This is a genomic window from Streptomyces sp. NPDC101178, assembly GCF_044767965.1.
Lineage (GTDB): Bacteria > Actinomycetota > Actinomycetes > Streptomycetales > Streptomycetaceae > Streptomyces.
In genome coordinates this window covers 58,802-82,848 of record NZ_JBIWOZ010000016.1, presented here as the reverse complement: position 1 = coordinate 82,848, position 24,047 = coordinate 58,802, and the positions used below count along the sequence as shown (strand labels likewise).

Sequence of the window (24,047 nt, the reverse complement as noted above, 5' to 3'; positions counted from 1 at the left end):
CAACCCACCTAACTATCAACTGGAGAACCATCAGAGTTCCAACCACCTATCGCACCGGCTGCCGGGCGGGCTCCGCGGGCTCGTCGGCGGACCGCTCCCCGGCCACCGGCTCCTCCTCCGGCACGCCTCTGCGGATCCGGTTGAGCGCGGGCGAGGTCGCGGCGGTGGTGAGCAGCGCCATCAGCACGAGGATCGTGAACAGGTCCTGGCCGATCACGCCGAGGCCGAGGCCGACGTTCAGCACGATCAGCTCGGTCAGCCCGCGGCAGTTCATCAGCGCGCCGATCGACATCGCGTCCCGCCAGGACTGCCCGGAGAGCCGCGCGGCCCCGGTCCCGCCACCCCACTTCGCCAGCACCGCCACGGCCAAGACCGCTCCGGCCCAGAGCCACTGCACCGGATCCGCCGCCAGCAGCGACACATCCGCTCGCAGACCGGTGGTGACGAAGAACAGCGGAAGCAGTACGGGGACGGCGAAGGCCCTCAGCCGCGCCGCCTGGTACTCGATGACCCGGCTGCCGCGCGGCGTGACCGCACCGAAGACGAAGGCCCCGAACAGGGCGTGCACCCCGATCAGGTCCGTGGCCAGGGCGCTCAGGCACAGGCCGCAGAAGAGGAGGACCAGGACCAGGCTGTCGGTGGCGCTCCGCTCGGGGCGGGCGGACAGCCGTGCCAGCAGCGGTCGCAGCACACCGAACATGAAGAGCGCGAAGGCGACCGCGAACAGCGCGGTGGTGACCGCCTCCATCGGGGAGCCGGCCGCCGACACGGCGACCACCGCCGCCAGCAGGCACCAGGCGGTCACATCGTCGAACGCGGCACAGGCCAGCGCCAGCACCCCCACCCGCGTCCGGTCCATCCCCCGGTCCGCCAGGATCCGGGCCATCACCGGGAAGGCCGTGATGCTCATGGCCACCGCGATGAACAGGACGAACGGCAGCCGGTCCACGCCCTCGGGCGCGAAGGACCCGTACATCCCGAGGGCCAGCAGCGTGCCGAGCCCGAGCGGCAGGGCGACGCTCACCAGGGAGACCATGGCGGCGGTGCCGCTCTGGGCGCGCAGTGAGCCCAGCTGGAGCTCATGGCCGACGAGGAACATGAAGATCAGCAGGCCCAGGTTGCCGAGCAGCCCCAGATACGGCAGCGAGGACTCCGGGAAGAGCCAGGCCTGCGCGCCGGGCCAGAGCCAGCCCAGGAACGAGGGGCCGAGCAGGAGGCCGACGAGTATCTCGCCGACCACCGGCGGCTGTCCGGCGCCACGGACGACGCGCGCGCCCACCTTGCAGAGCAGGATCACCACCGGGATGGCGATCAGGAGATCGGGCAGGGGATCTATTGCAGCGGCCATGACAATCTTGTCTCCAAACTGGATGAGAGGGGATCAGGAGCCGTACGGCCGGACGGACTTGGCGTCCCGCAGCGCCCGCGCCCACCAGAGCAGCTGGTCGAGCAGGAGCTTGGCCGCCGCCTCCGCGCCCTCGGGCTCGGCCGGGAAGCGGCCCTGGGCGTCGTAGTGGTCGAGGATCCTCGGGAAGAGCACCGCGTCCTTCATGGAGACCGCGTGGAACTCGGCGAAGACCTGCCGCAGATGCTCCACCGCCCGCACCCCGCCCGCCAGGGAGAGCCCGTAGCTCACGAAGCCGACGGGCTTGGCCTCCCACTCGGCCTGGAAGCTGTCGATGAGGGTCTTGAGCGGGCCGGGAACGCTGCGGTTGTACTCCGGGACGATCAGCACGAACGCCTCGGCGGCGGCCAGCCGGGGCCGCAGGGCCGCCGCCACCGGGTCCTGCGCGTCGAGGCTGCCGGGCAGCGCGTGGTCGGCCACGTCGACGACGTCCAGGCCGAGGTCGTCCCGGCGTCCGGCCAGCGCGGTGAACCAGCCGGCCACGTCCGGCGCCAGCCTGCCCTCGCGTACGGAGGCGACCACGACGACGACCTTCACGGGCGCACCGGCGGCCGGAGGCGGACCCGGAACCGGCACCGAGACCTGCGGGGACTCCACGCCGCGCTCCTCAGCCCGACGCCGCGGAGCGCGCGGCGACCGGGGTGAGCGAGAGGAACTGGGTCGCGTCGACCCGGGAGAGGATCCGCCGGGTCAGCGCGGGCATCCTGGTCGAACCGTCGTCCGTGAAGACCACCGGGTCGGTGACCCGGATCCGCCGGCCGCGCGTGGTGATCTCGCAGCCGCCGGCCGCCAGGACGTTCTTGACCCAGTCGGAACCCGGCCCGTACGGCAGGGTGATGATGATGTCCTCGCCGCGGCGGAACAGCTTGACCGGAGTGGTGAAAGCGCGGCCGGACCTGCGGCCCTGGTGGTGCACCTTGCCGAAGCCGGGCATCCGGCTCAGGACGGGTCCCACGAAGTGGTTGGCGACCGCCTTGTTGAAGCGGGCCACGCGTCGGTTGATGGGCACGACTGCCTCCTCTTCTCTGCCGTACGGTGTCGGGTTCGGGCCGGACGGAAGCGGCGAGGGGCGGCCCCGGTAGGAGTCGCCCCTCGCTTCGCCGACGGCCCGTCAGGCCTGTTGCGGAGCAGCGCCCTTGGGCGTCAGGGGACCCGTCGGCTTTCCGCCGGACCTCAGGAAGCGCTCCAGCGTGAAGTTGTCCACGATCCCCCAGCGCTCGGCGATCCTGTCGCCTTCGAAGCGGAACCAGATCATGGCCTGGTGCTGGACCTGGAGGCCGGTCGGCTGGATGCCGATGAAGGGGCCCGTGTGCTTGCCGTGCATCGTCCAGCGGATCGCGGCCCGGTCGCCCTGCGAGATGAAGTCGAGGATCTCGTACTTGATCTCGCTGAACGCGGACTGCTGGATGCGGATCGTGTGCTTGAAGGCCTCCGGACCCCGCATGGAGTCGTCGTGGCTGCCGTGGTTGCGGAAGTCCGGGGTCAGATAGCGGTCGGCGGCCGTGAGGTCACCGAGGTCCAGGCCCTCGTGGAAGACCTTCTCGACGACTTCGCGCTGCTGTTCGGGCGTGAGCGTGGTGGGCATGGCGGTTCCTCCTCGGAACTCATGGGTGAGGCAAGGGTGTTGAGAGGCGGCGAGGTCTCAGGTACGGGAGTCCGTGGCCGCGAGGGTCCGGGCGTCGACCTCGGTGATCCCGCCGGGCGGCGAGCCGGTGCTCCACACGATCCGGAGCCGCAGCCGCGCGAAGCGCCAGCCCGCGGCCGTACGCCGCGCGACGCCGCTGAAGCGCCCGCCGATCTGGAAGTACGCGGAGGGCTGCGGCGGCACCGGCGAACCGACGTGGACGTGCGAGGCGATCAGGCTCCAGCTGACCGCGGCCCGGTCGCCGTCCGGTTCGACGGTGGCGAGGGAGCCGTGGTGGTGCGTACGGCCCCAGCGCTCCATGATCTCGCGCAGGAAGCCGTCCGCCCCGGCCAGGCCCTGGTGGGAGCCGACCGGGAAGAGGAGCTCCACGTCCTCGGTGAACAGGGAGGCGGCCCAGGCCGCGTCGAAGCCGGAGCCGGAGCCGGGCTCCGTGAAGGAGCCGAGACCTTCGTCCAGCCCGGCCAGATAGCGGTCGATCAGGTGGTTCAGGGCCACGATGTCGGACAACCGGGCGACCTCGGCGGCGAGTTCACCGAGCCCGGCCCCGTTCACGGCACCGGCGGACCCGGCAGGCCCGGCCACAGACCCTCCGGACCCGGACCCGGCCCCGGCCACAGGCCCCACGGCCCCGGTCACGGCACCCGGTGCGCGTCGGTCTCGGCGTCCGTGGAGTAGATCACCGTGTCGTCCGGGCCGTGGACGACCGCCTTGCCCTGGCCGGTGAACTTGCCGTCGCCCTCCAGCCGGGCCGCGATGTCGATCTTGATGTAGGCGGCCCGGAATCCGGTGGGGCTGATCTGGGTGACGTCGGTGTTGAAGTCCTCCCGCAGGAAGAACGCGAACGTCTCGTCACCGGTCGGCGACCACGAACCCGCGCCGGTGCTCTTCTGCGTGACGACGACGAGCGAGCCGTCGTCCTGGAAGGTGACGGTGTACTCGTCCACCTCACCGTCGTGCGTGACCGTACCCGCCCACTGTCCGGCGGGCGTACGGGGAGAATCAGACATCGACCACACTTCCTCTCTCTCGGCTGCGGACAAAAAAGAATCCGCGTCCGGCGCGGGGCCGGACACGGATTCTGGTGAGAGCTGGGGCCGCCGCGACGCCCGATCCGGCCGATCGCGGAGCGATCATGGAATCAGCGCGTGGGGCTGCCGGAAGAAGTGTGACACTCAATCTTCTGAACCGTCAACCCGCTTATGTTGTACGGATCCCGAGCCCGCTCCCCCGCCCGGAGGGGCTTCATCGCCGCAGGTCAGCGGCGTACGCACGGCAGGTCAGCCGCGCCCGTCCCCGTACCGTCATAAGCCCGCCGCCTGCCCTCCACCGGCGGAGAGCGGCGCTCCGCGCTGCCTCAGCGCGAGCAGTTCGTCGAGGTCGTACTCGGCCCGCTGCTTCCTCCCGTAGCGCGTGATCTTGCCTCGGGAGGCCCATTTGCGGATCGTGGCCTCGCTGACTCCCATGGCCAGCGCGGCCAGCTCGGTGGACACGGTTCGGCGTCTGCGGATCGTCACTCGGACCACCTCGCCAGCTGACCGGTCACCATCAGCCACTGGCGCGGCGGCAGCGTGTGCCCGGCGTCGCACGAGACCTGGCACGGAGCGGCGGACGCCCCGCGCACCATGGCCAGCAGCGTCCCCGTGCACTCAGGCTCCACGCACGCGCCGAGCGGCAGGCCGCGCACCGGCGCGGGGCCGAACAGGGCGCCGAGCCGCTGGAGCAGCCGGCGCACCTCCTCGTCGAACGGGACGGCCGCCGGATGTCCGGCGATCCACTCCACCTCCTCGCGGAGGAACGCCACCAGCGACTCGACGTCGCAGCCGGGCAGCCCCTTCGCCCCGCGCTCCTCGACGACCAGCCGCGCCCACGAGGCCAGCACGTCGGCGGTCTCCGTACGGATCTCGACGGTCCGTTCGTCGAGCACCATGCCCACGGATCTGCTCCCGCTGACCCGTTCTCGCATCCGGGCGGGTCCCGGGGTCAGGGAGTGGTCGCTCTCGCGGTACAGACCGAGCAGGGTGAGCAGCTCCCCCCGCAGCCTCTCGACGCACATCCGGCAGACACGCCCGCAGAGTGTCGCGCAGTCCCGGCCCGTATGGCCGGCGGAAAGTTCTGGGTGCTTGTGCATCTGACTCCTCGAATCCTTGCTTCGGTGTCCGTGCGTGACGACCCCGGCCGCCCGGGGTGCCGGGCGGGGAGAAGAGGGGCCGGAGAACGGGACTCGGAGCGGCCGAGAACGCGGGTACGTGGTGAATCGCTCCGGTCCGATGCGCTGTTCCGTGACAGTGGTGACTGCGGCCGCCCGGGCGAGCGGAGACCCCGGAATCCGAACACAGAGCACGTCGTCGAGACGCGGACGAGCGCGCTGACACCCCCCAACGGCAGCACGGCAGGCGGAATTCGATCGTGCGCCTCCCCGGGACGGAGGCCCACGTCTGCTCCAGGACCGAGGACAGATGAGACACCCACCGAGGGACCACTGGCAACCGGACCGTAGTGTCCGAAAGAGAACAGACGACTACAGGAGTATTTCTGTTCGCGTCGAAGCGCCGGACGTCTCCTCGGCGCCGACATCGCAGCACAACGCACGGACCGTAAACGGAATCTGACGGTAAGTCAGTTGACAGGGCGGCTTCCCGGGCCACCCGGACAAGCGTGGCAGGTGGCTGGTACCCACCACTCGGGCCGAACCGCCGGAGAGGAGTTCCGCGCGCGGAAGTGAGGTGAATTCGACGCCGCGGAGATCGACTCCGCTCCGCGCGGCCCGCCCGATGACTACCGCATTCCCGCCGGGCCGTGCAATGAGATGAGGATCACAATACGAACGGAACGTTACCGACCCGTCACGTGAGCCCGCGACCCGGCTCCCGTACGGTGCGAGCGCGACCCCACCCCCGCCGGAGCCCCGACCGGAGCACACACATGAACACGCGCCACACCACCCCCGCGGACCCCGGCGCCTGCCCATACGGCGCCGTGCTCTGCGATCTCGACAACGTGATCCGCTTCTACGACACCGGGCCCCTCGCCGCACTGGAGCGCGCGGCCGGACTGCCGGTCGGCACGACCATGGAGATCGCCTACGCCCCCGAGACCGACCTCCCCCTCCTCCTCGGCCGGATCACTCCCGACGCCTGGGCCGAGGCCATCGCCACCGGCCTCGCCGAGCGGCTGAACGGCGACACGGAGTCGGCCCGCACCCTCGGACGCGCGCTCGCCGGAGCGCCGTTCCGCGCCGATCCGGAGGTGGTCACGCTGCTGCGCCGGGCGCGCACCCACGTCCCGCTGGTGCTCGTCACCAACGCGACCCTCCGACTAAGCGACGAATTGGCCCTGTTGGGCCTGACGGACCTGGCCGACGCGGTGGTGAGCAGCGCGGTGGAGCAGGTGGCCAAGCCGGACCCGGCCATCTACCGCATCGCCGCCGAGCGGGCCGGCGTACCGGCTCAGCGGTGTCTGTTCGTGGACGACCGCCAGGAGAACATCGACGCGGCCACGGCGCTCGGCATGACGGGTGCGCTGTACCGCGAGCCGGCGGACCTGCGGCGGGCCTTGGGGCCGTACGCGTACGGTCCCGGCGCGAGACGGCAGTCGTCCCTTTCCGGATGATCCACCACGGATCGAACCGCTACGCTGGCTGCCATGACCGCCATGACAGCCGCCCGCACCGCACCCGATCTGTCCTTTCTCCTGGACCACACCGGCCATGTGCTGCGCACCCGGATGTCGGCCGCGCTCGGCGAGATCGGCCTGACCGCGCGGATGCACTGCGTGCTGGTCCACGCCCTGGAGGAGGAGCGCACGCAGATCCAGCTCGCCGAGATCGGCGACATGGACAAGACCACGATGGTGGTGACCGTCGACGCCCTGGAGAGCGCCGGGCTCGCCGAGCGCCGCCCCTCCAGCCGGGACCGGCGGGCGCGGATCATCTCGGTCACCGAGAAGGGCGCGGCGCTCGCCGGGCGGAGCCAGGAGATCGTCGACCGGGTCCACGAGGAGGCGCTGGGCTCCCTGCCCGCGCGCGACCGCGACGCGCTGCTCCGAGCCTTGAACGCCTTGGCCGGAGGCCATCTGGCGACGCCCGCGGAGAGCCCTGGACCGGTCCGCCGCGCACGCCAGGCCAAGAAGTAGCGACGGAGAAGCGCCGCGACCGCACCCGAACAGAGAGACCCAAGGAGGGACCCAAGTAGAGACCCAAGTGGATCGTCTACAACAAAACTATCTGCTACGGTCACTCCTGTCGCATCGACCGACAGGAGAGAACCCATGTCCACCACCGCGCCACGCAACCGGCCCGCCCTTGAGGCGCTCACCTCTCCGCCCCCTCAACTCAGCCCGCGCGCAAAGCAGTCGGCGCTCGCGGTGATCGCCACGAGCATGCTGATGATCGTGCTCGACGGGTCGATCGTGACCGTCGCGATGCCGGCGGTCCAGGGCGACCTGGGCTTCACGCCCGCCGGACTCAGCTGGGTGGTCAACGCCTACCTCATCGCCTTCGGCAGCCTGCTCCTGCTCGCCGGCCGGCTCGGTGACCTGATCGGCCGCAAACCGGTGTTCCTGTCCGGGATCGCGCTGTTCACCGCCGCCTCGCTGGCGGCCGGAGCGGCCGGCTCACCCGCCGTACTGATCGCCGCCCGGTTCGCCCAGGGCGTCGGCAGCGCGATGAGCGCCGCGGTGGCCCTCGGCATCCTGGTCACCCTGTTCACCGAGCCGGCCGAACGCGCCCGCGCCATCGCCGTGTTCTCCTTCACCGGCGCTGCCGGAGCCTCGATCGGGCAGGTGCTCGGCGGCGTCCTCACCGACGCCCTGAACTGGCACTGGATCTTCCTCATCAACCTGCCGATCGGCCTCACCGTCCTGCTGGTCGCCGTACGCGTCCTGCCCGACGACCGGGGGCGGGGACTCGCCGGCGGCGCGGACGTGGTGGGTGCGCTGCTGGTCACCGGCGGTCTGATGCTCGGGATCCACACGGTCGTCGGGGTGGAGACGTACGGCTGGTCCTCGGCCCGCACCCTGGGCCTCGGCGCGCTCGCGCTCGCCCTCCTCGCCGGGTTCGTCCTCCGCCAGGCCACCGCCCGGACCCCGCTGATGCCGCTGCGGATCCTGCGCTCGCGCAACGTGTCCGGGGCCAACGTGGTCCAGATGCTGATGGTGGCCGCGCTGTTCTCGTTCCAGGTCGTGGTCGCCCTCCACCTGCAGAAGGTCCTCGGTTACGGAGCCGCCGCGACCGGTCTGGCGATGCTTCCGGCCGCCGTCGCCATCGGGGCCGTGTCGCTCGGCCTCTCGGCCCGGCTGTCCGCCCGTTTCGGTGACCGGGCCGTGCTGCTAACCGGGATCGCCCTGCTGATCGCGGCCCTCGGCCTGCTCGCCCGGGTACCGGTGAGGGCGGAGTACGTGACCGATCTGCTCCCGGTGATGCTGCTGGCCTCCGGGTTCGGGCTCGCGCTCCCGGCGCTCACCTCGCTCGGTATGTCGGGCGCGGGCGCGGACGACGCCGGACTGGCCTCCGGGCTCTTCAACACCACCCAGCAGATCGGCATGGCACTCGGCGTCGCCGTCCTCTCCACCCTGGCCGCCGGGCGGACCGAGGCGCTCACCGCGGCCGGCCACCCGTCCGCCGAGGCGCTGACCGGCGGCTACCGGCTGGCGTTCACCGCCGGCGCGGCGCTCCTCGCGGCGGCCTTCGCCGTGGCGTTCCTTACGCTGCGCCGGGAGACCGGCCACCGCGGCCCGGCCCAGGCCCCGGCCACCGCCCCGTGACGTGAGGGCGTGCCCGGCATGATCGGAAAGACAGGCCCTAAGGCCCCTCCAGCCCCCTCCGCAGCTGCACGAACGCCTCCTCCGCCGCCCGCACCGCGCCCGGGTGGACCGCGTCCGCGCTCTCGCCGGTATCGATGCGGCGCCAGTTCTCCTCGGCCAGGATGCGCAGGACGGCGATGACCTGGCCGGCCGCGAGGCGGGCGGTGACTCCGCCGCCGAGGGCTCGGGCCAAGGCGGCCTCGGAGCGGCCCTGGTAGGCGTACAAGCGGGCGACCAGGGCGGGTGTTCCGTACAACAGGCGGTGGAAGGCGAGGACTTGAGGGACGTCGCAGAGGCCGGTCGCGGGGTCGCGGCGGTCCAGGGCGGCCAGGAAGTGGCGGCGCAACGCGTCCAGCGGGCTCTCCTCGGAGGTCCGGGCGGCGACCACCCGGGCCGCCTCGTCCTCGCGGCCGGCGAAGCGGTGGAGCGCGAGGTCCTCCTTGGCCGGGAAGTAGCGGAAGAGCGTCGGCTTGGAGATGTCCGCCGCGGCCGCCACCTCCGCCACCGAGACCTTGTCGAAGCCGCGCTCCAGGAACATCGCGACCGCCGCGTCGGAGATCGCCCGGTACGTCAGCTGCTTCTTCCGCTCGCGCAGACTGATCCGGGGCGGGGCCGCCGGTTCCTCGCGCTCCCGCGCCCCTTCTCCCACCGCCCCGGCGGCGCTTCCGTTTCCGTTTCCGCCGCCGCCGTTCTCTGCGCTCATGACCATGAAGCGTACGCCCTTGACCTCGGCCGGACTTGACGTCGCGGGCACGACGGCACGGACGCCTCCTAGGCCGTGCCCGTGCTCCGGATCAGTGTTTCGACGCCGTCCAGCAGGGTCGCCAGGCCGAAGGTGAACTCGTAGTCGGGGTCGTCCGGTTCGCTCATCACGCCGGATCCCAGCAGCCGGTGGATCGCCGGGTGGCGGACCGGGTCGACCAGCCGCCGCAGGGTGCGCTCATGACCGGCGACCACCTCCTCCGGAGAGCTGCCGCGCGCGGTGACGGCGGCGGCGAGGTCGCTCATCAGCAGCGCCTCGCTCCGTACGAAGTTGGAGATCAGCAGGATCACCGAGATCTTGTCGCCCTCGCCGAGCCCGCTGCCCTCCAGCGCCTGGAGCCCCTGCTCCCACCAGGCGAGCGAGTTCGGTGTGGCGGGCGGGCCCCCGATCGGGATGCGGAGGACCCAGAGGTTGGCGAGGAACTGCTCGCGCTGCCCGGTGGCCCACTCGGTGAGCGCCTCGCGCCAGCCCGCGCCGGCCTCCAGCGCGGCGAGCGGGGCCGGCGGGCCGATGGCGGCCTCCTGCATCAGGACGTAGAGCTCGTCCTTGGCGGAGACGTACCGGTACAGCGACATCGTGGAGGCCCCGACCTCCTGCGCGACCCGGCCCATCGACACCGCCGCGAGCCCCTCGGCCGCCGCCACGGCCACCGCCGCCGCCACGATCCGCTCCAGGCTCAGACCGGGCTTCGGCCCCTTCGCCGGGCGCTCCCGCAGCCCCCAGGCGGCCTCGATGGAGGCCGGCAGGTCACCGCCGCCGGTGCCGCTCTTCTCCGCCACCGCATCCCCCTTGCCCGCGTCCCGCCACGCCTGTGCGCCTTGACCCCATCCTAGAGTTGCGTAATGCTTACGCAATAACGCGTATGTCATACGCAGAAGGGGGGCAGGCCACCATGACCAGCCCGAGCACCGAGAAGAACGGGTACGCCATCGAGGCGTACGGCCTCACCAAGTCCTACGGAAAACCCGCCGTCCGCGTCCTGGACGGTCTCGACCTCCGCGTCGGCCACGGCAGTGTCTTCGCGCTGCTCGGCCCGAACGGAGCGGGCAAGACCACCTCCGTACGGATCCTCGCCACGCTCACCACCGCCGACTCCGGCACCGCCCGCGTCGCCGGCCACGACGTCGTCGCCGAGCGGAGCGCGGTGCGCCACGCGATCAGCCTCACCGGCCAGTTCGCCGCCGTCGACGAGACCCAGACCGGCGAGGAGAACCTGCGGATGATGGGCCGGCTGACCGGCCTCACCCGCTCCGCCGCCCGCCGTCGGGCCGGGGAGCTGCTGGAGCGCTTCGACCTCACCGCGGCGGCCCGGCGGCCCGTCGCCACGTACTCCGGTGGCATGCGCCGCCGGCTGGACCTGGCCGCCGGGCTCGTCGGCTCACCCGAGCCCGGCGTCTTCTTCCTGGACGAGCCGACCACCGGCCTCGACCCGCGCAGCCGCCAGGAGCTGTGGGAAGTGGTCCGGGGGCTGGCCGAGCGCGGGGCGAGCGTCCTGCTCACCACGCAGTACCTGGAGGAGGCCGACCGCCTGGCCGACCGGATCGCCCTGCTGAACAGGGGCCGCGTCGCCGCCGAAGGCACCGCCGCCGACCTCAAGGGCCGGGTCTCCGGCCACCGCCTCGACCTGGTCGTCACCAGCCACGCGGCCTACCTCCGGCTGGCCGGCCGGGCCGTCCACCACTCCCCCGAGACGCTGACCCTCGGCCTGCCCACCGACGGCAGCGCCGCCCACGTCCGCGCGCTGCTCGACGAGATCGACCCGGCCGGCACCGAGATCGACCGCTTCACCCTGCACAGCGCGACCCTCGACGACGTCTTCCTGGCCCTCACCTCGGAGGTACCCGCCCATGTCTGACCCGGCAGCCGCACCCCGCCTGGGCGGAACCGCCCAGGCGGCCGTCATGGCCGGCCGCAGCCTGCGCATCAGCAGCCGCAACACCGACGCGCTGATCACCTCGCTGGCGCTGCCGATCATGCTGATGCTGATCTTCGTCTACTTCTTCGGCGGCGCGATCGAGACCGGCGTGGCCTACGACTCGTACGTCATGTACGTCGTCCCCGGCGTCCTGCTCCTGTGCGCCGGGTTCGGCGCGGCGACCACCGCCACCGCTGTCAGCGAGGACATGAAGGGCGGCATCATCGACCGGTTCCGCTCGCTGGACGTGGGCGCCACGCCGGTGCTCGCCGGCCATGTCGCGGCCAGCACCGTCCGCAACCTCTGCGCCACCGTCCTGGTCTTCGGCGTCGCCCTGCTCATCGGCTTCCGCCCGGCGGCCTCCTTGAGCGGCTGGCTCCTCGCGGCCACCGTCCTGATCGCCTACATCGTGGCGCTGTCCTGGATCTCGGCGGCGATCGGGCTGCTGGCGAGGAGCCCGGAGGCGGCGAGCGGCTTCACGTTCTTCATGTCGTTCCTGCCCTATCCGAGCAGCGCGTTCGTCCGGATCGAGTCGATGCCGAGCTGGCTGCACGGCTTCGCCGAGAACCAGCCGGTCACCCCGGCCATCGACTCCCTGCGCCTGCTCCTGCTGGGTCAACCGGCGGGCAACACGCCCTGGATCGCGCTCGCCTGGGCCGGCGGGATGCTGGCGGTGGCGATGGTCGCGTCGGGCGCGCTGTTCCGGCACCGGACGCGCTAGGGGGGTGTCTGGACAATTCCGCGCGGGCGGGCGACGCCGAATTGTCGGAGGCCTCCTAGGAACAGCGGCCGGCGCGGCTCAGAAGATGTCCGGGCACCAAGGACGGCGTCCGGTACGGAAGACGGCGTCCGCCGTCGCCGCCGCGCCGGTCCGCAGCTCCTCGGCCCGGCCCAGGTCCACCAGTCGCCGCACGGACCCGTCGCCCAGATACAGCGCCGCCAACTCCCCGGCCCCCAGGGCCAGATCGGCGCTCCGGGTGGTCGGGGTGCAGCGCGCGCCGTCGGGCGAGACGTCCAGCAGGAAGCGCCCCTCGGCCACGCCCCCGCCGTCCCGGACGTCCAGGGCGAGCGACGCCTCACGCTCGTAGGTACGGGCCTCCAGCGCGCGCTCCACGTCCAGCAGCCGCAGCCAGAGCCAGTCCGCGTGCGTGACCGTCCTGGCGGCGCGGGGGTCCGGGAGGAACTGCGGAAGGAGGTCGTCCGGAGCGCGGTAGCCGGAGCGGATCGTGGTGATCCAGTCGACCGAGCAGAGGAAGAGCCACAGCGCCCGCTCGGCGGCCGGGGTCAGCGCGATCAGGTCCCGTACGCTCGCGGTGTTCAGCGGCTGCTTGGCGTCGCCCCACTTGTCGTCGGTGTCGTAGACCATCAGGCCGTCGACCTCGCCGGACGCGTCGCGGCGGATGACGTAGAACGGTTCGGTCCACTTCTCGTGGGCCGGGATGACGGTCGTGCCGGTGTGCCGCTTCCACCAGCGCTCGCTGCGGCTGACGACGCCGGGCCGGAGAGCCGCCAGCCGGGTGTGCAGTTCGGGGCCGTACTTGCGGACGTCGGCGCCGTCCACCATCTCGATCCGGCCGCCGTCCTCCGGCTGCCCGGACCGGCGCGGGTCCAGGCCGGCGCGCGGGACGGAGACCTCCCACTCGGTGGTCCAGGTGGCGGGGCCGAAGCCGAACCGCCCGTAGATCGGGTACTCGGCGGCGATCAGCGTGGCGACCACCTCGCCGCGCTCCTTCGCCGCCGCCAGGTCGGTCGCCATCATCCGGCTCAGCAGCCCGCGCCGCCGGTGCGTCGGCGCCACCGTCACCCCGCTGACCGCGTCGGCCGGGACGGTGGCGCCGCCCACCACGGTCAGCTCCTGGGCGAACGAGCGGTACGTGGCCACGCACCGCCCGGCGTCGAACGCGCCCTGGAGCCGGGAGAGGTCGGTGTCGGCGAGCCGGTCGGCGACGTCCTCCTCGCTCGGTGAACCGGCGGTCAGAAAACCGTTCTGCACCGCCCGCAGCCAGTCGGGATAGTCGGACGCGGTGACGGTACGGACATCGAGGCTCATACCGCCACGCTAAGCAGACCCTCCGCGGAATGTCGTGCGAATTTTTACACGGAACCCCGGACGGCCACCTCGCCCGCCCCTCGGAGCTCAGAAGGCCGCGCGGATCTCGCCGACCTCCACCGCCCCGCCGAGCAGCGGCGAGCGCCCGATCCGCGCGACCACCGGAGCGTCCACGCCGAGCAGCTCCAGCGCGCGGGCCAGCACCGGCCCGAGCGCGCGCGTGGCACCGTCGTCGATCTTGAAGGCGAGGGCCCGGCCGTCGGCCAGCGCCACTGCCTGCACCGCCTCGGCGCCCATCTTGGAGAGCGTCCCCGGGACCTCGCTCATCAGCCAGGTGTCGGGGCGCCGGGTGCCGGCCACGTACTCCGGGTGGGCGCGCATGGCGTCCGCGACCCGGCGCTCGGCGCTGCCCGGCTCCGCCAGCACGAAGGACCGGAAGGCGCGGGCCAGGCCGATCAGCCCGATCGCCATCAGCGGGGCCCCGCAGCCGTCGGTGCCCAGCGAGGCGACCGGCTCGCCCGCCGCCTCGGCCACGACCTGGCCCACGAGGAGCTGGAGCGGGTGCGCCGGGTCGAGGTAGCTCGCGGTGTCCCAGCCGTTGCGGACGCAGACGGCGAGCATGGCGGCGTGCTTGCCGGAGCAGTTCATGGTGATGCGCTCGCGGACGTTCCCGGCGGCGAGGTAGGCCTCGGCGGCGACCGGGTCGAGCGGCAGGTCGGGCGGGGTCTGGAGGTCGTCGGCGGACAGCCCGTGCTCGGCGAGCATCCTCGCCACCAGCTCCAGGTGGAAGGGCTCGCCCGAATGGCTGGCCGCCGCCAGCGCCAGCCGCTCCCCCGAAAGCTCCAGGCCCGCCCGCAGGATCGCGGCGGCCTGCATCGGCTTGTTGGAGGACCGCGGGAAGACCGGGGCGGCGGGGTCGCCGAGCGCGTACTCCACGCTGCCGTCGGCGGCGAGCAGGACCAGCGAGCCGCGGTGGTGGCCCTCGGTGAACCCGGACCGTACGACCTCGGCCAGCACGGGCGGGGCGGGGGCTATCGCGGCGGGGGCGTCGGTCGACGTCATGGTGGCCTTCCGAAGACGGGTGCGTACGGGAAACCGCCGCCCGGAAGGATCGGCCTGCCGGGCGGGGTGCGGGACCCGCCGTCCGGAAGGGTCGCTTCAGGCGAGCAGGTCGTCCACTTGGGCTTCCCCGTCACGGTACCTGCGGGCGATCTCCGCGCTGCAATCGTCGGTGGTGCGCTGGAGCTCGTGACGGCGCCGGGAGACCTGCTGCTCGTAGCGGACCAGCCGGCCCATCGCGTCGTGCAGCTCCTCGTCCGTCCGGGCGGCCAGGTCGGAGAGCTCCACCTCGGCCAGGGTTTCGGCGGCGAGCCGCCGGAACTCGTCGCCGCGCGGCGTCGTCAGCGTGACGTGCCGGGCGGAGGTGCGGTGCCGGGACGGGGCGTCGGCCAGGATCTCCGAGAGCCGGTCCACCACCGGGGCCTCCGGCTCCAGCGCCTGCGGATCACGCCGGCGGGCCAGCTCTGCGCGGAGGATGTCGATCCGGCCCTGGACCAGCCGGCGTACGTAACTGAGGTCGGCCTCGTCCCGCTGCGCGTCCCGCCGCAGCGTCCGCAGCTCCGGCAGCCGCAGCCCGCCGAACCCGCCTTCGCCGCCGCTCTGCTCCGGCACGGACGCGAGCCCGGGCAGCAGGGGCCGTACGGGTGGGTGCAGGGTGCTGGTGCGGGTGTGTCCACCCGGTACGCCCGGTACGGGCCCGGGAGATTGTCCGGCTCCATAGGTACTCATGCTGTTCCGTCCCCTCGACCGGTGCGTCGGCACACCGACATCGTGCATCGTGCCACCCTGCGAGGTGCCCCTACCCGCACTCTGTACCCGTTCAGCCCAAGATAGGTTGGTCTGTATGCGTGCAGTGGTACAGCGAGTGGACGGCGCGAGCGTCTCGGTGGCCGGGACGGGCGAGGACCCGTCGGCTGCGGGCGTGGTCGGCGAGATCATCGGCGAAGGCCTGTGTGTGCTGGTCGGAGTCACCCATGGGGACACTCCGGAGAAGGCGGCCCAACTGGCCCGCAAGCTCTGGTCCGTCCGCATCCTGGAGGGCGAGAAGTCCTGTTCGGATGTGAATGCCCCCCTCCTGGTGATTTCGCAGTTCACCCTCTACGGGGACGCCCGCAAGGGCCGCCGCCCCACCTGGAACGCGGCGGCACCCGGCGAGGTGGCCGAGCCGCTGGTGGACGAGGTGGTGGCGCGGCTGCGGGCGCTGGGCGCGGAGGTGGCGACGGGCCGGTTCGGAGCGGACATGCGCGTCTCGCTCACGAACCAGGGCCCGTTCACGGTGATCATCGAGGTGTGAGTCCTCAGGAGCCCCGGGCTACGGCTCCGGGACTACAGCTCGACGACGCTTACGGCTCCGGGGCTACGGAACCGGCGGCTACGGCTCGACGACCGTCTCCTGGGCCGCCGCCGTGTCCCCGGCGATCAGCTCGGCGTCCACCGCCACGTTCCGCTTGACCAGGGCCAGCGCGATCGGGCCCAGCTCGTGGTGGCGGGCCGAGGTGGTGATGAAGCCGAGCTGCCGGCCCTCCTCACCGTCGGCGGCCAGCCGTACCGGCGTTCCGTGGCCGGGCAGGTGGACCTCGCTGCCGTCCAGGTGCAGGAAGACCAGCCGGCGCGGCGGCTTCCCCAGGTTGTGGACGCGGGCGACGGTCTCCTGGCCCCGGTAGCACCCCTTCTGGAGGTGGACGGCGGTGCCGATCCAGCCCAGCTCGTGCGGGATGGTGCGGTGGTCGGTCTCGAAGCCGACGCGCGGCCGGTGCGCCTCGACGCGCAGCGCCTCGTACGCCAGGATCCCGACGGCCGGGCCGTTGGCGGCGGCGTACGCCTCCAGCTCGGCCCGGGGCAGGAACAGGTCCCGGCCCTGTGCGGTCTCCCGTACGGCAACGCCTTCCGGGACCTCCGCGATGGAACCGGCCGACAGGTGCACGACGGCGGTGTCCGCGGTGCGGTCGGCGACCTCGACCCGGTAGAAGAACTTCATCGACTCCAGATAGGCGATGAGATCGCCCTCGGTGCCGGGTTCGACGTGCATCCACACCGTCGTCCCGTCGTCGACGAGATACATGGCGTGCTCGATGTGCCCGTTGGCGGAGAGGATCAGGGCCTCGGTCGCCTGGTGCGGGGCGAGGTCGCTGACGTGCTGGGTGAGCAGCAGGTGCAGCCAGCTCAGCCGGTCGTCGCCGGTGACGGTGACGACACCGCGGTGGGAGAGGTCGACGAGGCCGTTGCCGTCGGCGAGGGCGCGTTGCTCGCGGAACAGGTCGCCGTAGTGCGCGGCGACTCCTTCGTCGCGGCCTTCGGCGGCGACCGCGCCGGGCAGGGACAGCAGGGGGCTCTTCATACCGCCCAGCCTACGACTCGGGCTTCTCGTCCCTCGCGGCCGTACAGGTCTCGCACCGGCCGAAGATGGCGAAGTGCTTCATATCGGTCTCGAAGCCGAAGTCGGCGCGGAGCTTCTCGGTGAACTCGGTGACGACGGAGACGTCCGCCTCGATGACGTCCTCGCAGTCCCGGCAGACCAGGTGGATGTGGTGGTGCCGGTCGGCGAGGTGGTACGTCGGGGCGCCGTGACCGAGGTGCGCGTGGCTGACCAGCCCGAGCTCCTCCAGGAGCTCCAGGGTCCGGTAGACGGTGGAGATGTTCACTCCGGAGGCGGTTTTGCGCACCTCGCAGAGGATGGAGTCCGGAGTCGCGTGCTCCAGGGCGTCCACGGCCTCCAGGACGAGCTGACGCTGCGGCGTCAGCCGGTAGCCACGCTGCCGAAGATCGGTCTTCCAGTCGGTGCTCACCACGGGCCCAGTGTAGAGCGGGTGAGCACCGGCCAGGAGGCTTGTGCGGTACGGGCCCGTGCGCGGCCTACTTGAAGAACGCGATGCCGTCGTCCGGCATGTCCGGGAGGTTGCGCGCCATCTCGGCGACCTCTTCCGGGGTGACGACCTTCTTCAGGTGCGCCGACATGTACGGCCGCAGCTCGACATCGGGCGTCGACTTCTCGCCGACCCACATGAGGTCGCTGTTCACGTACCCGTAGAGCCGCTTGCCACCGCTGTACGGGCCGGAGGCCGCGGTGCGGGCGACCGCGTCGGTGACCAGGTCGATCTGCGGCTTCTGCTTCGCCAGCTCGCCGTACCAGATCTCGACGACGCCCTGGTCGCGGACCATGACGACCTCGACCTTGCGGTCCTTGTCGACGCGCCAGTAGCCGGACTCCGACTCCAGCGGCCGGACCTGATTGCCCTCGCCGTCCAGGACCCAGGAGTGGGACACGTACTCCAGGAAGTCACGGCCGTCGTGGCTGAACGTGACCTCCTGCCCGAAGTTGCACTTCTCGGCCCCGGGGAAGTCGGAGACGCCCGCGCCCGCCCACTTGCCGATGAGGAAGGCCAGCGGGACGAGGTCCGGGTGGAGGTCGGACGGAATCTCGATCATGAGCGCTCAGACGATCTGTGAGGGAGGGGCGGAACGATCGGGTGCGCCGGGGGTCAGCGCTGGCCCTGGTACAGCTTCTTCACGGCGACGACCGTGAAGGCGAGCACGCCGACGCAGACCAGGATGAGCAGGGCGGAGAAGAATGCCTCAAGCACGAAGGGCTCCTCGGAACGAGCGGTATGACGGCAGTACAGGGCCGCGACCCAGCCTAATGGGTGGGGGGCGGGCCTTCTCGTCCAGGGATGGGCCGAACGGCGTCACCACCGCCCGGCCCGCCCCTCCTCCCACGGCTGTGCTCCTCAGCCCAGCAGCTGGTTCTGGAGGATCACGGTCTGCTGGAACGGGATGCGTGCGGCATCCGCATCGCCGGGACGCTCGTGGACGATCAGGGCTAGCGTGTCACCGGCGACGGAGTACGCATGGCGCAGATGAACGTCGCCGGGCGGGGCCTTCACGGTGAACACGTACGACGCCACCCCCTCCACCGCCCGCGTGGACTTCCAGGTCGTGTCGAACGCGACCTCCTCCGCCCCGACCAGCGTCCAGCGCATCGTCACCCCGATGTTCAGTTCCCGCTGTACGTCGGTGACGGCACCGGCCGAGTCGAACCGGAGCAGATAGATCCGGGCCCGGGTGCCGTCGGGCATGGTCCAGCCACGGGCCGCGATGTGGCGGGGCGGGGTGTCGGTCAGGAGCTGGTCCAGCTCGTCGCGGTCCTCGGCCCGGTACTCGGCGAGGAACCGTTCCCGCTCGACCCAGCCGCCGTCCAGCGCCTTGTCCGGGGTGGACCCGGCGGGTGCGGGCAGCAGCAGCTCACGCAGGTCCGCGTGGTGGATCCGCGCCGCGTTGGCCTCGGTGAACGGGCGGGGCGAGCCGGCCGGGAGCGCGGGGAGGGAGAGCTCCGGGTACTCCCACCGCCCGTCGGCCTCGCTGGCGAGGCCGGGGACATCGCCCCGCTCGGCCGAGGTGATCGCCAGCGCCGTCCCCGTACCGAGCCCGCCGAACACCAGCACCGCCGCCGTCCACCGGGCCACGGCCCGCAGGGCGCGGCGGGGCGGGCGGGGGGCGGCGGGGGCCTCCGGCACAGCCGGCGACACGGGGGGTACAGCGGCCTCCGTCGGCGGGACGGAGGCGGGCGCCACGGTCTGCTGGTCGCTCATCTGATCGCTCATACGGACATCCCCGGGGACGTGATGTGGTCCAGCTGCTGCTTCACCAGGTCGGCGACCGTGGCCGCGCGGAGCGGCCCTGGGCCGTCCGCCTGGAAGGTCACCGATGTCCCGCCCTCGTACGCGTAGCAGGCGATGCTGTCGACCTGGTTCTCACGGTCGTCGGGCAGGCGGTAGCAGGTGGCGTTCTTGTGGCCGTCGATCTTCGGCCCCTCGTCCAGCACGCCGAATGCCTCCACGAGGGCGGTCTTCCGCTCGTGGAGGGTGCGGACCGTCCGCGCGTTCTCGGCCTGGGTGACCCGCACGGAGAGCACCAGGTCGCCGGAGTCGGCGGCGTACGAGCGGTGGGCGACGCCCCGGACCTTGAGCTTGCCGATGAGCGCGTCGAGCTGGCGGTACTGCTTGGCGCTCAGCCCGCGCCCGCCCTCCTCCTTCAGCGCGGCGACGGCGGCCTCCCCGGCGGCCTCACCGTCGTTGCTGAGGCCGGCGAGGTCCGGGCCGAGCCGGTAGCCCTCGGGCACGGGCAGCAGCAGCCTGCTCAGCTCGGTGTCCGCCCTGCCGCGGTCGGCCTTCGCCGCGGGGTCGGGGCCCGGCCCGGGGGCGCTGTCGTCCCAGACGGCCGTCTCGACGGTCCGGTCGGCGCCGTTCACGGCCTGGGCCGTGTAGGCGGCGGCGCCGCCCACCGCGGCGAGGACCAGCCCGAGCGGCAGCACGATGGCCACGGCCCGCCGGCGCTTCGGGGCGGAGGGCTCCGGTGCGGCGGGGGCGTCCGGAGTGGTGGACACCCTCGCCGCCGCGGACGTGGTCTCGGCGTCGTCGCTCACAGGCGCTCCAGCTGTCGTTCGGCGAGGACGCGGATGTCCTTCTTGCTGATGGGCTTCACATCGCTGATGTTGATTTCGATCATGATGTCTCCGCGTACGGCCAGCGCTCTGGCGCGGTAGAGGGGCAGATAGCCGGCCTCCCGCTCGGCGGGGTAGAGGAAGTAGCGCCCCTGACCGGTGCCTTCGATCGGATCCCCGGCGTTGCCGGCCCCCTCCTTCGCTTCCGGCATGTAGGAGAGCTGCTTGGCGAGGTGATCGGGGGCGTAGCGGTCCAGGCCCGGCCTGAACTGGGCCAGGGCGAGAAGGGTGTACCGGTCCTTCTGCACCCACTCGGTCGCCGCGACCCGGCGCAGACCGCTCTCGGTGAAGTACCGGAACATGCCCTCCCCGTCCTCGAAGTACCGGGCGTACTCCGCGTACGGCATCCATTCGCCGCCCTTGCGGGGGTAATCCGGAGAGGCCTCCGCCCCCTTGGGCCGCTCCAGGAGCAGCTTGCGCAGGTCGCCGTCCGTCCTGACCCGGCGGTCCTCGGCGGCCGGCAGCGGGGCCGGGGCCTGGTCGGCCGCGAGCGGCTTCGCCGGGTAGGCCAGGCCGGGCTGGGAGAGGGCGGGCAGGGACGTCGGCGGCCGCTGGGACTGGATGCCGTAGCCCACGGCGGTGCCGCCGGAGATCCCGAGCAGGGCCGCGGCGGCGATGATCAGCGCCGTACGGCCCCGGGGTCTATGAGTGGGCGAAACGGTGTCGTTCGGTTCCAAAAGGGGTCCCCCATAAGGAGCTTGAGGCGCACATCGCGTACGTGCGCGCACAGGTGACCTCCAGGTCAGCGATGAGGTTGCTCCGTGGGCGATTACAGTTCGGCATATGCCGAAGAAGCTCGTGATCAAGGTGACCGCCGGGCCCGAGGCCGCCGAGCGCTGTTCGCAGGCCTTCACCGTGGCGGCGGTGGCCGTGGCCAGCGGGGTGGAGGTCTCGCTCTGGCTGACCGGGGAGTCGTCGTGGTTCGCGCTGCCGGGGCGGGCCGCCGAGTTCGACCTGCCGCACGCCGCGCCGCTGCCTGATCTGCTGGAGTCGATCCTGGCGGGCGGGCGGGTCACCCTCTGCACGCAGTGCGCGGCCCGGCGTGAGATCACGGAGAAGGACGTGCTGGAGGGCGTACGGATCGCGGGCGCGCAGGTCTTCGTGCAGGAGGCCATGGCGGACGGCACGCAGGCGCTCGTCTACTGACCCCTCTCCCGATCCCTCCCCGGGGCGGGCTCAGTGGCGCTTCTTCCCGTCCAGCTCGTCCCACCACTCGTCCGACTCCGGGTCGCCGGAGGGGTCGTCCCACCAGCGGTCCTCCGGGCCCCGCCGGTTGGCGAGCACCGCCGCGATCGGCGGGATCACCATCGCGACCAGGCACATCGCGATGGCCGCGGGCATCGACCACAGGCGGACGACGGCCCAGGCGGAGACGAAGAGGGCCACGCATCCGCCCATCAGCAGGAAGTAGTTCCGCCGGCGTCGGGCGTACATACGTCCAGCGTAGGACGGTCGCCGGGGCCTCCGTAACAGGACAGCCCGGAACGGCTCGAAGGGCCGCACCCCGCGTCAGGTGGCGTCCAACCCCCTGGGGTGCGGCCCTCCGGCCGTATCGGTGCCGCCGGTCGGGCGGCCGTGCCGTGGATCAGACGGCGATCGCGACCTCGGCGAGTCCACCGGTCTGTGCGACGACCGTGCGGTCGGCGCTGCCGCCCGGGACCAGGGCGCGGAGCGTCCAGGTGCCCTCGGCCGCGTAGAAGCGGAACTGTCCGGTCGCCGAGGTCGGGACCTCGGCGGTGAACTCGCCGGTCGAGTCCAGCAGACGCACGTAGCCGGTGACGGGCTCGCCGTCGCGGGTCACGCTGCCCTGGATGGTGGTCTCACCGGGCTTGATCGTCGAAGCGTCGGGGCCGCCGGCCTTTGCTCCACACATGGTTCTGTCCTTCTGGTCGGGTGGTGCGGGTCGGTCGGGTTACTTGGCGGGGCCCAGCTCGATCGGCACGCCGACGAGGGAGCCGTACTCGGTCCAGGAACCGTCGTAGTTCTTGACGTTCTCCTGGCCCAGCAGCTCGTGCAGGACGAACCAGGTGAGCGCGGAACGCTCACCGATGCGGCAGTAGGCGATGGTGTCCTTCGCCAGGTCGACCTGCTCGTCCTCGTAGAGGGCCTTGAGCTCGTCGTCCGACTTGAAGGTGCCGTCGTCGTTGGCGTTCTTCGACCACGGGATGTTGCGGGCGCTCGGCACGTGGCCGGGGCGCTGCGACTGCTCCTGCGGGAGGTGGGCCGGGGCGAGCAGCTTGCCGCTGAACTCGTCGGGCGAGCGCACGTCGACCAGGTTCTGGCTGCCGATGGCCTTCACGACGTCGTCGCGGTAGGCGCGGATCGACTCGTCCTGCGGCTTGGCCTTGTACTCGGTGGCCGGGCGCGTGGGGACGGCGTCGGTCAGGTCGCGGGAGTCCAGCTCCCACTTCTTGCGGCCGCCGTCGAGGAGCTTGACGGGGCCGTGGCCGTACAGCTTGAAGTACCAGTAGGCGTAGGAAGCGAACCAGTTGTTGTTGCCGCCGTAGAGGACGACCAGCGTGTCGTTGCCGATGCCCTTCTCGCTGAGCAGCTTCTCGAAGCCGGCCTGGTCCACGAAGTCACGGCGGACCGGGTCCTGGAGGTCCTTCGTCCAGTCGATCCGGATCGCGTTCCTGATGTGGTTCTTCTCGTACGCCGAGGTGTCCTCGTCGACCTCGACGATGGCGACCTGCGGGTCGTCGATGTGGGCCTCGACCCAGTCGGCGTCTACCAGGACGTCGCTGCGGCTCATGTTCTTCTCCTCCGGGGCAGTCTGCGGCGGGGTGGTGCGAGATGCGGAGTGTGTGGTGCGGGTGTGCGGGTGTACACGCGGACGGACGGAGCGCGGCGCGTACGGGGCACGGGGCCGGCCCTGACGGTGGTCGAAGGGCCGAGGGGAGGCGGGGCGGAACGAACGCCCCGCTCAGGAGGTGCGACAGAGCATGGCGGCGACGCGGCACAGGTCTACTGCCCGCCGCTTCGTGAGATCCGCCTGTCGCTTCATGGGTCCGATCGTAGGGAGGTACGGGCGGAGATGTCACCGTCGTGTCGTATCGTGAGACGCGATCATCCATGATGCGAGACGCGAAGTGAGGAGGCGCGCCCCGGGGCCGGTCCCCCGTCACCCTTCGCCCGCCGCGCATCTGCGGACCGGACTCCGGCGTCTCACTATCCGGATCGGACCGGTGAGCCGTTCGGATCGGCGCGGTGTCCGGGTGTGCTCAGCTCGTCAGCGACACGTCCGAGCCGTTCAGCCCGATCTCCAGGCCGCTCTCCGTCACCTGGATCTTCTGCAGTTCGAGGCCCTTCGGCAGGCCGTCGATGTCGCCCTCGAAGTCCGTCCTCGTCCGCACCAGCTGCTCCACACCCGGAATGCCCTCGCCCGGCACCTCGTCCGCGCGCACCTTGAGCGTCTGGCCGTCGACCCGGGTCACGGTGGAGAGCACGCTGCGGGAGATCGGGCGGCCGAGGATCTCGATCGTGCCGGTGACCTTCACCTTGCCGTCGCCGCCGTACGCGACGGTGACGCCGCCCTCCGCCGCCGCCGTCAGGTCCTCGTACGAGACGACGGCGGTGCCGGTGGCGCGGGCCGCCGTGGCGGAGGAGTAACCGGATCCGAGCCTCACGTCATGCAGCCGCGCCCGCACCTCGCCGACGCGTATCGCACGGCCCGCGGCCTCGGTCCTCATGTCCTTCAGCGTGACGTCGACCCGGTCGAACTCCGAGGCGGCGAGCTGGGTCAGGAACGGGAAGCCCTGGATCGAGACCTCGGTCGTCCCGGCGCTGCCACCGCTGATGCTGACCCGGTCCTCGGCCTCCGACTCGGCGAAGTGGAGTGCCAGCCGGTCGGCGGCGACGAAGAGTGCGCCGACCACCACCAGCAGGACCAGCAGGTTTCGCAGTGCGCGCATGTG

The 24,047-nt window shown here is 71.8% G+C and carries 31 protein-coding genes; 7 read left to right on the top strand and 24 right to left on the bottom strand.

The features are described 5' to 3' along the window. Positions 1–46 precede the first annotated feature (46 nt). The 8 genes from ACIRR8_RS31905 to ACIRR8_RS31870 form a co-directional block, all read right to left on the bottom strand. Positions 47–1,348, bottom strand: a complete 1,302-nt coding sequence (locus ACIRR8_RS31905) for a cation:proton antiporter (protein WP_404071383.1) — start codon at positions 1,346–1,348, stop codon at positions 47–49. A 33-nt stretch (positions 1,349–1,381) separates the two neighbouring features. After that, positions 1,382–2,002 carry an NADPH-dependent FMN reductase gene (locus ACIRR8_RS31900; RefSeq protein ID WP_404071381.1) on the bottom strand — a complete coding sequence of 207 codons (621 nt, stop codon included), beginning with the start codon at positions 2,000–2,002 and terminating at the stop codon, positions 1,382–1,384. A 10-nt stretch (positions 2,003–2,012) separates the two neighbouring features. Beyond that, positions 2,013–2,414, bottom strand: a complete 402-nt coding sequence (locus ACIRR8_RS31895; protein WP_404071380.1) for a nitroreductase family deazaflavin-dependent oxidoreductase — start codon at positions 2,412–2,414, stop codon at positions 2,013–2,015. Between the two features lie 102 nt (positions 2,415–2,516). Then, complete coding sequence (locus ACIRR8_RS31890) at positions 2,517–2,990, bottom strand: ester cyclase (RefSeq protein WP_404071378.1); 474 nt, start codon at positions 2,988–2,990, stop codon at positions 2,517–2,519. Positions 2,991–3,047: 57 nt separating this feature from the next. Further along, positions 3,048–3,632, bottom strand: coding sequence for a nuclear transport factor 2 family protein (locus ACIRR8_RS31885; RefSeq protein WP_404071377.1), 585 nt, complete (start codon positions 3,630–3,632; stop codon positions 3,048–3,050). 50 nt (positions 3,633–3,682) lie between these two features. Continuing rightward, positions 3,683–4,057, bottom strand: coding sequence for a dehydrogenase (locus ACIRR8_RS31880; protein ID WP_404071376.1), 375 nt, complete (start codon positions 4,055–4,057; stop codon positions 3,683–3,685). A gap of 294 nt (positions 4,058–4,351) precedes the next feature. After that, the gene (locus ACIRR8_RS31875; protein WP_404071374.1) at positions 4,352–4,564 is read right to left on the bottom strand and encodes a transcriptional regulator; all 213 of its coding nucleotides are present in this window, start codon (positions 4,562–4,564) and stop codon (positions 4,352–4,354) included. Then, a complete protein-coding gene (locus ACIRR8_RS31870; protein ID WP_404071372.1) occupies positions 4,561–5,178 on the bottom strand; it encodes an OvmZ protein in 618 nt (205 codons plus the stop codon). The genes ACIRR8_RS31875 and ACIRR8_RS31870 overlap by 4 nt, the downstream gene beginning before the upstream one ends. 794 nt (positions 5,179–5,972) lie before the next feature. Between ACIRR8_RS31870 and ACIRR8_RS31865 the strand changes: the two genes are divergently transcribed. From ACIRR8_RS31865 to ACIRR8_RS31855, 3 genes are all read left to right on the top strand, one after another. Next, positions 5,973–6,659, top strand: coding sequence for an HAD-IA family hydrolase (locus ACIRR8_RS31865; RefSeq protein ID WP_404071370.1), 687 nt, complete (start codon positions 5,973–5,975; stop codon positions 6,657–6,659). A 33-nt stretch (positions 6,660–6,692) separates the two neighbouring features. Next, complete coding sequence (locus tag ACIRR8_RS31860; protein ID WP_404071368.1) at positions 6,693–7,181, top strand: MarR family winged helix-turn-helix transcriptional regulator; 489 nt, start codon at positions 6,693–6,695, stop codon at positions 7,179–7,181. 135 nt (positions 7,182–7,316) lie between these two features. Then, positions 7,317–8,810, top strand: coding sequence for an MFS transporter (locus ACIRR8_RS31855; RefSeq protein WP_404071366.1), 1,494 nt, complete (start codon positions 7,317–7,319; stop codon positions 8,808–8,810). Between the two features lie 37 nt (positions 8,811–8,847). On the opposite strand, the gene ACIRR8_RS31850 is transcribed toward ACIRR8_RS31855, so the two are convergent. Together ACIRR8_RS31850 and ACIRR8_RS31845 are read right to left on the bottom strand one after the other, a co-directional pair. Continuing rightward, entirely contained in the window at positions 8,848–9,558 is a 711-nt protein-coding gene (locus tag ACIRR8_RS31850) for a TetR family transcriptional regulator (protein ID WP_404071400.1), read from the bottom strand. Between the two features lie 62 nt (positions 9,559–9,620). Then, complete coding sequence (locus ACIRR8_RS31845) at positions 9,621–10,391, bottom strand: TetR/AcrR family transcriptional regulator C-terminal domain-containing protein (protein WP_404071364.1); 771 nt, start codon at positions 10,389–10,391, stop codon at positions 9,621–9,623. Positions 10,392–10,504: 113 nt separating this feature from the next. Between ACIRR8_RS31845 and ACIRR8_RS31840 the strand changes: the two genes are divergently transcribed. Further along, entirely contained in the window at positions 10,505–11,467 is a 963-nt protein-coding gene (locus ACIRR8_RS31840; protein ID WP_404071362.1) for an ATP-binding cassette domain-containing protein, read from the top strand. Beyond that, positions 11,460–12,248: an ABC transporter permease gene (locus tag ACIRR8_RS31835; protein ID WP_404071360.1), complete on the top strand. Its 789-nt coding sequence runs from the start codon at positions 11,460–11,462 to the stop codon at positions 12,246–12,248. Before ACIRR8_RS31840 ends, ACIRR8_RS31835 begins: the two co-directional genes overlap by 8 nt. A 78-nt stretch (positions 12,249–12,326) precedes the next feature. Here ACIRR8_RS31835 and ACIRR8_RS31830 read toward each other — a convergent pair whose 3' ends face one another. The 3 genes from ACIRR8_RS31830 to ACIRR8_RS31820 form a co-directional block, all read right to left on the bottom strand. Next, on the bottom strand, positions 12,327–13,577 hold the full coding sequence (locus ACIRR8_RS31830; RefSeq protein WP_404071359.1) for a GNAT family N-acetyltransferase: 1,251 nt from the start codon (positions 13,575–13,577) through the stop codon (positions 12,327–12,329). Between the two features lie 87 nt (positions 13,578–13,664). Beyond that, positions 13,665–14,639 (bottom strand): asparaginase, encoded by a 975-nt coding sequence (locus tag ACIRR8_RS31825; protein WP_404071357.1) that lies wholly within the window; start codon positions 14,637–14,639, stop codon positions 13,665–13,667. 96 nt (positions 14,640–14,735) lie between these two features. Next, a complete protein-coding gene (locus tag ACIRR8_RS31820) occupies positions 14,736–15,248 on the bottom strand; it encodes an ABC transporter substrate-binding protein (RefSeq protein ID WP_404071398.1) in 513 nt (170 codons plus the stop codon). 232 nt (positions 15,249–15,480) lie between these two features. Between ACIRR8_RS31820 and dtd the strand changes: the two genes are divergently transcribed. Next, positions 15,481–15,930 carry a D-aminoacyl-tRNA deacylase gene (dtd, locus tag ACIRR8_RS31815; RefSeq protein WP_404071355.1) on the top strand — a complete coding sequence of 150 codons (450 nt, stop codon included), beginning with the start codon at positions 15,481–15,483 and terminating at the stop codon, positions 15,928–15,930. Positions 15,931–16,008: 78 nt separating this feature from the next. Here the strand turns inward: dtd and ACIRR8_RS31810 are convergent, their stop codons facing one another. The 6 genes from ACIRR8_RS31810 to ACIRR8_RS31785 form a co-directional block, all read right to left on the bottom strand. Further along, the gene (locus ACIRR8_RS31810; RefSeq protein ID WP_404071353.1) at positions 16,009–16,974 is read right to left on the bottom strand and encodes a YgfZ/GcvT domain-containing protein; all 966 of its coding nucleotides are present in this window, start codon (positions 16,972–16,974) and stop codon (positions 16,009–16,011) included. Between the two features lie 10 nt (positions 16,975–16,984). After that, positions 16,985–17,425, bottom strand: a complete 441-nt coding sequence (locus ACIRR8_RS31805) for a Fur family transcriptional regulator (protein ID WP_404071352.1) — start codon at positions 17,423–17,425, stop codon at positions 16,985–16,987. A gap of 64 nt (positions 17,426–17,489) precedes the next feature. Then, complete coding sequence (locus ACIRR8_RS31800; RefSeq protein WP_404071350.1) at positions 17,490–18,062, bottom strand: FABP family protein; 573 nt, start codon at positions 18,060–18,062, stop codon at positions 17,490–17,492. A 299-nt stretch (positions 18,063–18,361) separates the two neighbouring features. Continuing rightward, positions 18,362–19,234, bottom strand: a complete 873-nt coding sequence (locus tag ACIRR8_RS31795; RefSeq protein ID WP_404071349.1) for a hypothetical protein — start codon at positions 19,232–19,234, stop codon at positions 18,362–18,364. Further along, the gene (locus ACIRR8_RS31790) at positions 19,231–20,055 is read right to left on the bottom strand and encodes a hypothetical protein (protein ID WP_404071347.1); all 825 of its coding nucleotides are present in this window, start codon (positions 20,053–20,055) and stop codon (positions 19,231–19,233) included. The genes ACIRR8_RS31795 and ACIRR8_RS31790 overlap by 4 nt, the downstream gene beginning before the upstream one ends. Further along, entirely contained in the window at positions 20,052–20,810 is a 759-nt protein-coding gene (locus ACIRR8_RS31785; RefSeq protein WP_404071345.1) for a hypothetical protein, read from the bottom strand. Before ACIRR8_RS31785 ends, ACIRR8_RS31790 begins: the two co-directional genes overlap by 4 nt. 106 nt (positions 20,811–20,916) lie before the next feature. Between ACIRR8_RS31785 and ACIRR8_RS31780 the strand changes: the two genes are divergently transcribed. After that, positions 20,917–21,279, top strand: coding sequence for a DsrE family protein (locus ACIRR8_RS31780; protein WP_404071343.1), 363 nt, complete (start codon positions 20,917–20,919; stop codon positions 21,277–21,279). Between the two features lie 30 nt (positions 21,280–21,309). Here ACIRR8_RS31780 and ACIRR8_RS31775 read toward each other — a convergent pair whose 3' ends face one another. From ACIRR8_RS31775 to ACIRR8_RS31755, 5 genes are all read right to left on the bottom strand, one after another. Next, positions 21,310–21,567, bottom strand: a complete 258-nt coding sequence (locus tag ACIRR8_RS31775) for a DUF3099 domain-containing protein (RefSeq protein WP_404071341.1) — start codon at positions 21,565–21,567, stop codon at positions 21,310–21,312. Between the two features lie 151 nt (positions 21,568–21,718). Continuing rightward, the gene (locus ACIRR8_RS31770) at positions 21,719–22,006 is read right to left on the bottom strand and encodes a DUF1416 domain-containing protein (protein WP_024489656.1); all 288 of its coding nucleotides are present in this window, start codon (positions 22,004–22,006) and stop codon (positions 21,719–21,721) included. A 39-nt stretch (positions 22,007–22,045) separates the two neighbouring features. Further along, a complete protein-coding gene (locus ACIRR8_RS31765) occupies positions 22,046–22,885 on the bottom strand; it encodes a sulfurtransferase (RefSeq protein ID WP_404071340.1) in 840 nt (279 codons plus the stop codon). Between the two features lie 171 nt (positions 22,886–23,056). Continuing rightward, the gene (locus ACIRR8_RS31760; protein ID WP_350240574.1) at positions 23,057–23,137 is read right to left on the bottom strand and encodes a putative leader peptide; all 81 of its coding nucleotides are present in this window, start codon (positions 23,135–23,137) and stop codon (positions 23,057–23,059) included. Between the two features lie 217 nt (positions 23,138–23,354). After that, on the bottom strand, positions 23,355–24,044 hold the full coding sequence (locus ACIRR8_RS31755) for a DUF2993 domain-containing protein (RefSeq protein WP_404071338.1): 690 nt from the start codon (positions 24,042–24,044) through the stop codon (positions 23,355–23,357). Positions 24,045–24,047 lie beyond the last annotated feature (3 nt).

Bases quoted from the DNA above. Each gene is read 5' to 3' on its own strand.
- ACIRR8_RS31840 (WP_404071362.1), top strand. From the start codon at position 10,505: ATGACCAGCCCGAGCACCGAGAAGAACGGGTACGCCATCGAGGCGTAC.
- dtd (WP_404071355.1), top strand. From the start codon at position 15,481: ATGCGTGCAGTGGTACAGCGAGTGGACGGCGCGAGCGTCTCGGTGGCC.
- ACIRR8_RS31890 (WP_404071378.1), bottom strand. From the start codon at position 2,990: ATGCCCACCACGCTCACGCCCGAACAGCAGCGCGAAGTCGTCGAGAAG.
- ACIRR8_RS31755 (WP_404071338.1), bottom strand. From the start codon at position 24,044: ATGCGCGCACTGCGAAACCTGCTGGTCCTGCTGGTGGTGGTCGGCGCA.
- ACIRR8_RS31795 (WP_404071349.1), bottom strand. From the start codon at position 19,234: ATGAGCGATCAGATGAGCGACCAGCAGACCGTGGCGCCCGCCTCCGTC.
- ACIRR8_RS31780 (WP_404071343.1), top strand. From the start codon at position 20,917: ATGCCGAAGAAGCTCGTGATCAAGGTGACCGCCGGGCCCGAGGCCGCC.
- ACIRR8_RS31855 (WP_404071366.1), top strand. From the start codon at position 7,317: ATGTCCACCACCGCGCCACGCAACCGGCCCGCCCTTGAGGCGCTCACC.
- ACIRR8_RS31765 (WP_404071340.1), bottom strand. From the start codon at position 22,885: ATGAGCCGCAGCGACGTCCTGGTAGACGCCGACTGGGTCGAGGCCCAC.
- ACIRR8_RS31870 (WP_404071372.1), bottom strand. From the start codon at position 5,178: ATGCACAAGCACCCAGAACTTTCCGCCGGCCATACGGGCCGGGACTGC.
- ACIRR8_RS31825 (WP_404071357.1), bottom strand. From the start codon at position 14,639: ATGACGTCGACCGACGCCCCCGCCGCGATAGCCCCCGCCCCGCCCGTG.
- ACIRR8_RS31905 (WP_404071383.1), bottom strand. From the start codon at position 1,348: ATGGCCGCTGCAATAGATCCCCTGCCCGATCTCCTGATCGCCATCCCG.
- ACIRR8_RS31775 (WP_404071341.1), bottom strand. From the start codon at position 21,567: ATGTACGCCCGACGCCGGCGGAACTACTTCCTGCTGATGGGCGGATGC.
- ACIRR8_RS31860 (WP_404071368.1), top strand. From the start codon at position 6,693: ATGACCGCCATGACAGCCGCCCGCACCGCACCCGATCTGTCCTTTCTC.
- ACIRR8_RS31835 (WP_404071360.1), top strand. From the start codon at position 11,460: ATGTCTGACCCGGCAGCCGCACCCCGCCTGGGCGGAACCGCCCAGGCG.
- ACIRR8_RS31830 (WP_404071359.1), bottom strand. From the start codon at position 13,577: ATGAGCCTCGATGTCCGTACCGTCACCGCGTCCGACTATCCCGACTGG.
- ACIRR8_RS31865 (WP_404071370.1), top strand. From the start codon at position 5,973: ATGAACACGCGCCACACCACCCCCGCGGACCCCGGCGCCTGCCCATAC.
- ACIRR8_RS31760 (WP_350240574.1), bottom strand. From the start codon at position 23,137: ATGAAGCGACAGGCGGATCTCACGAAGCGGCGGGCAGTAGACCTGTGC.
- ACIRR8_RS31850 (WP_404071400.1), bottom strand. From the start codon at position 9,558: ATGGTCATGAGCGCAGAGAACGGCGGCGGCGGAAACGGAAACGGAAGC.
- ACIRR8_RS31810 (WP_404071353.1), bottom strand. From the start codon at position 16,974: ATGAAGAGCCCCCTGCTGTCCCTGCCCGGCGCGGTCGCCGCCGAAGGC.
- ACIRR8_RS31770 (WP_024489656.1), bottom strand. From the start codon at position 22,006: ATGTGTGGAGCAAAGGCCGGCGGCCCCGACGCTTCGACGATCAAGCCC.
- ACIRR8_RS31880 (WP_404071376.1), bottom strand. From the start codon at position 4,057: ATGTCTGATTCTCCCCGTACGCCCGCCGGACAGTGGGCGGGTACGGTC.
- ACIRR8_RS31800 (WP_404071350.1), bottom strand. From the start codon at position 18,062: ATGATCGAGATTCCGTCCGACCTCCACCCGGACCTCGTCCCGCTGGCC.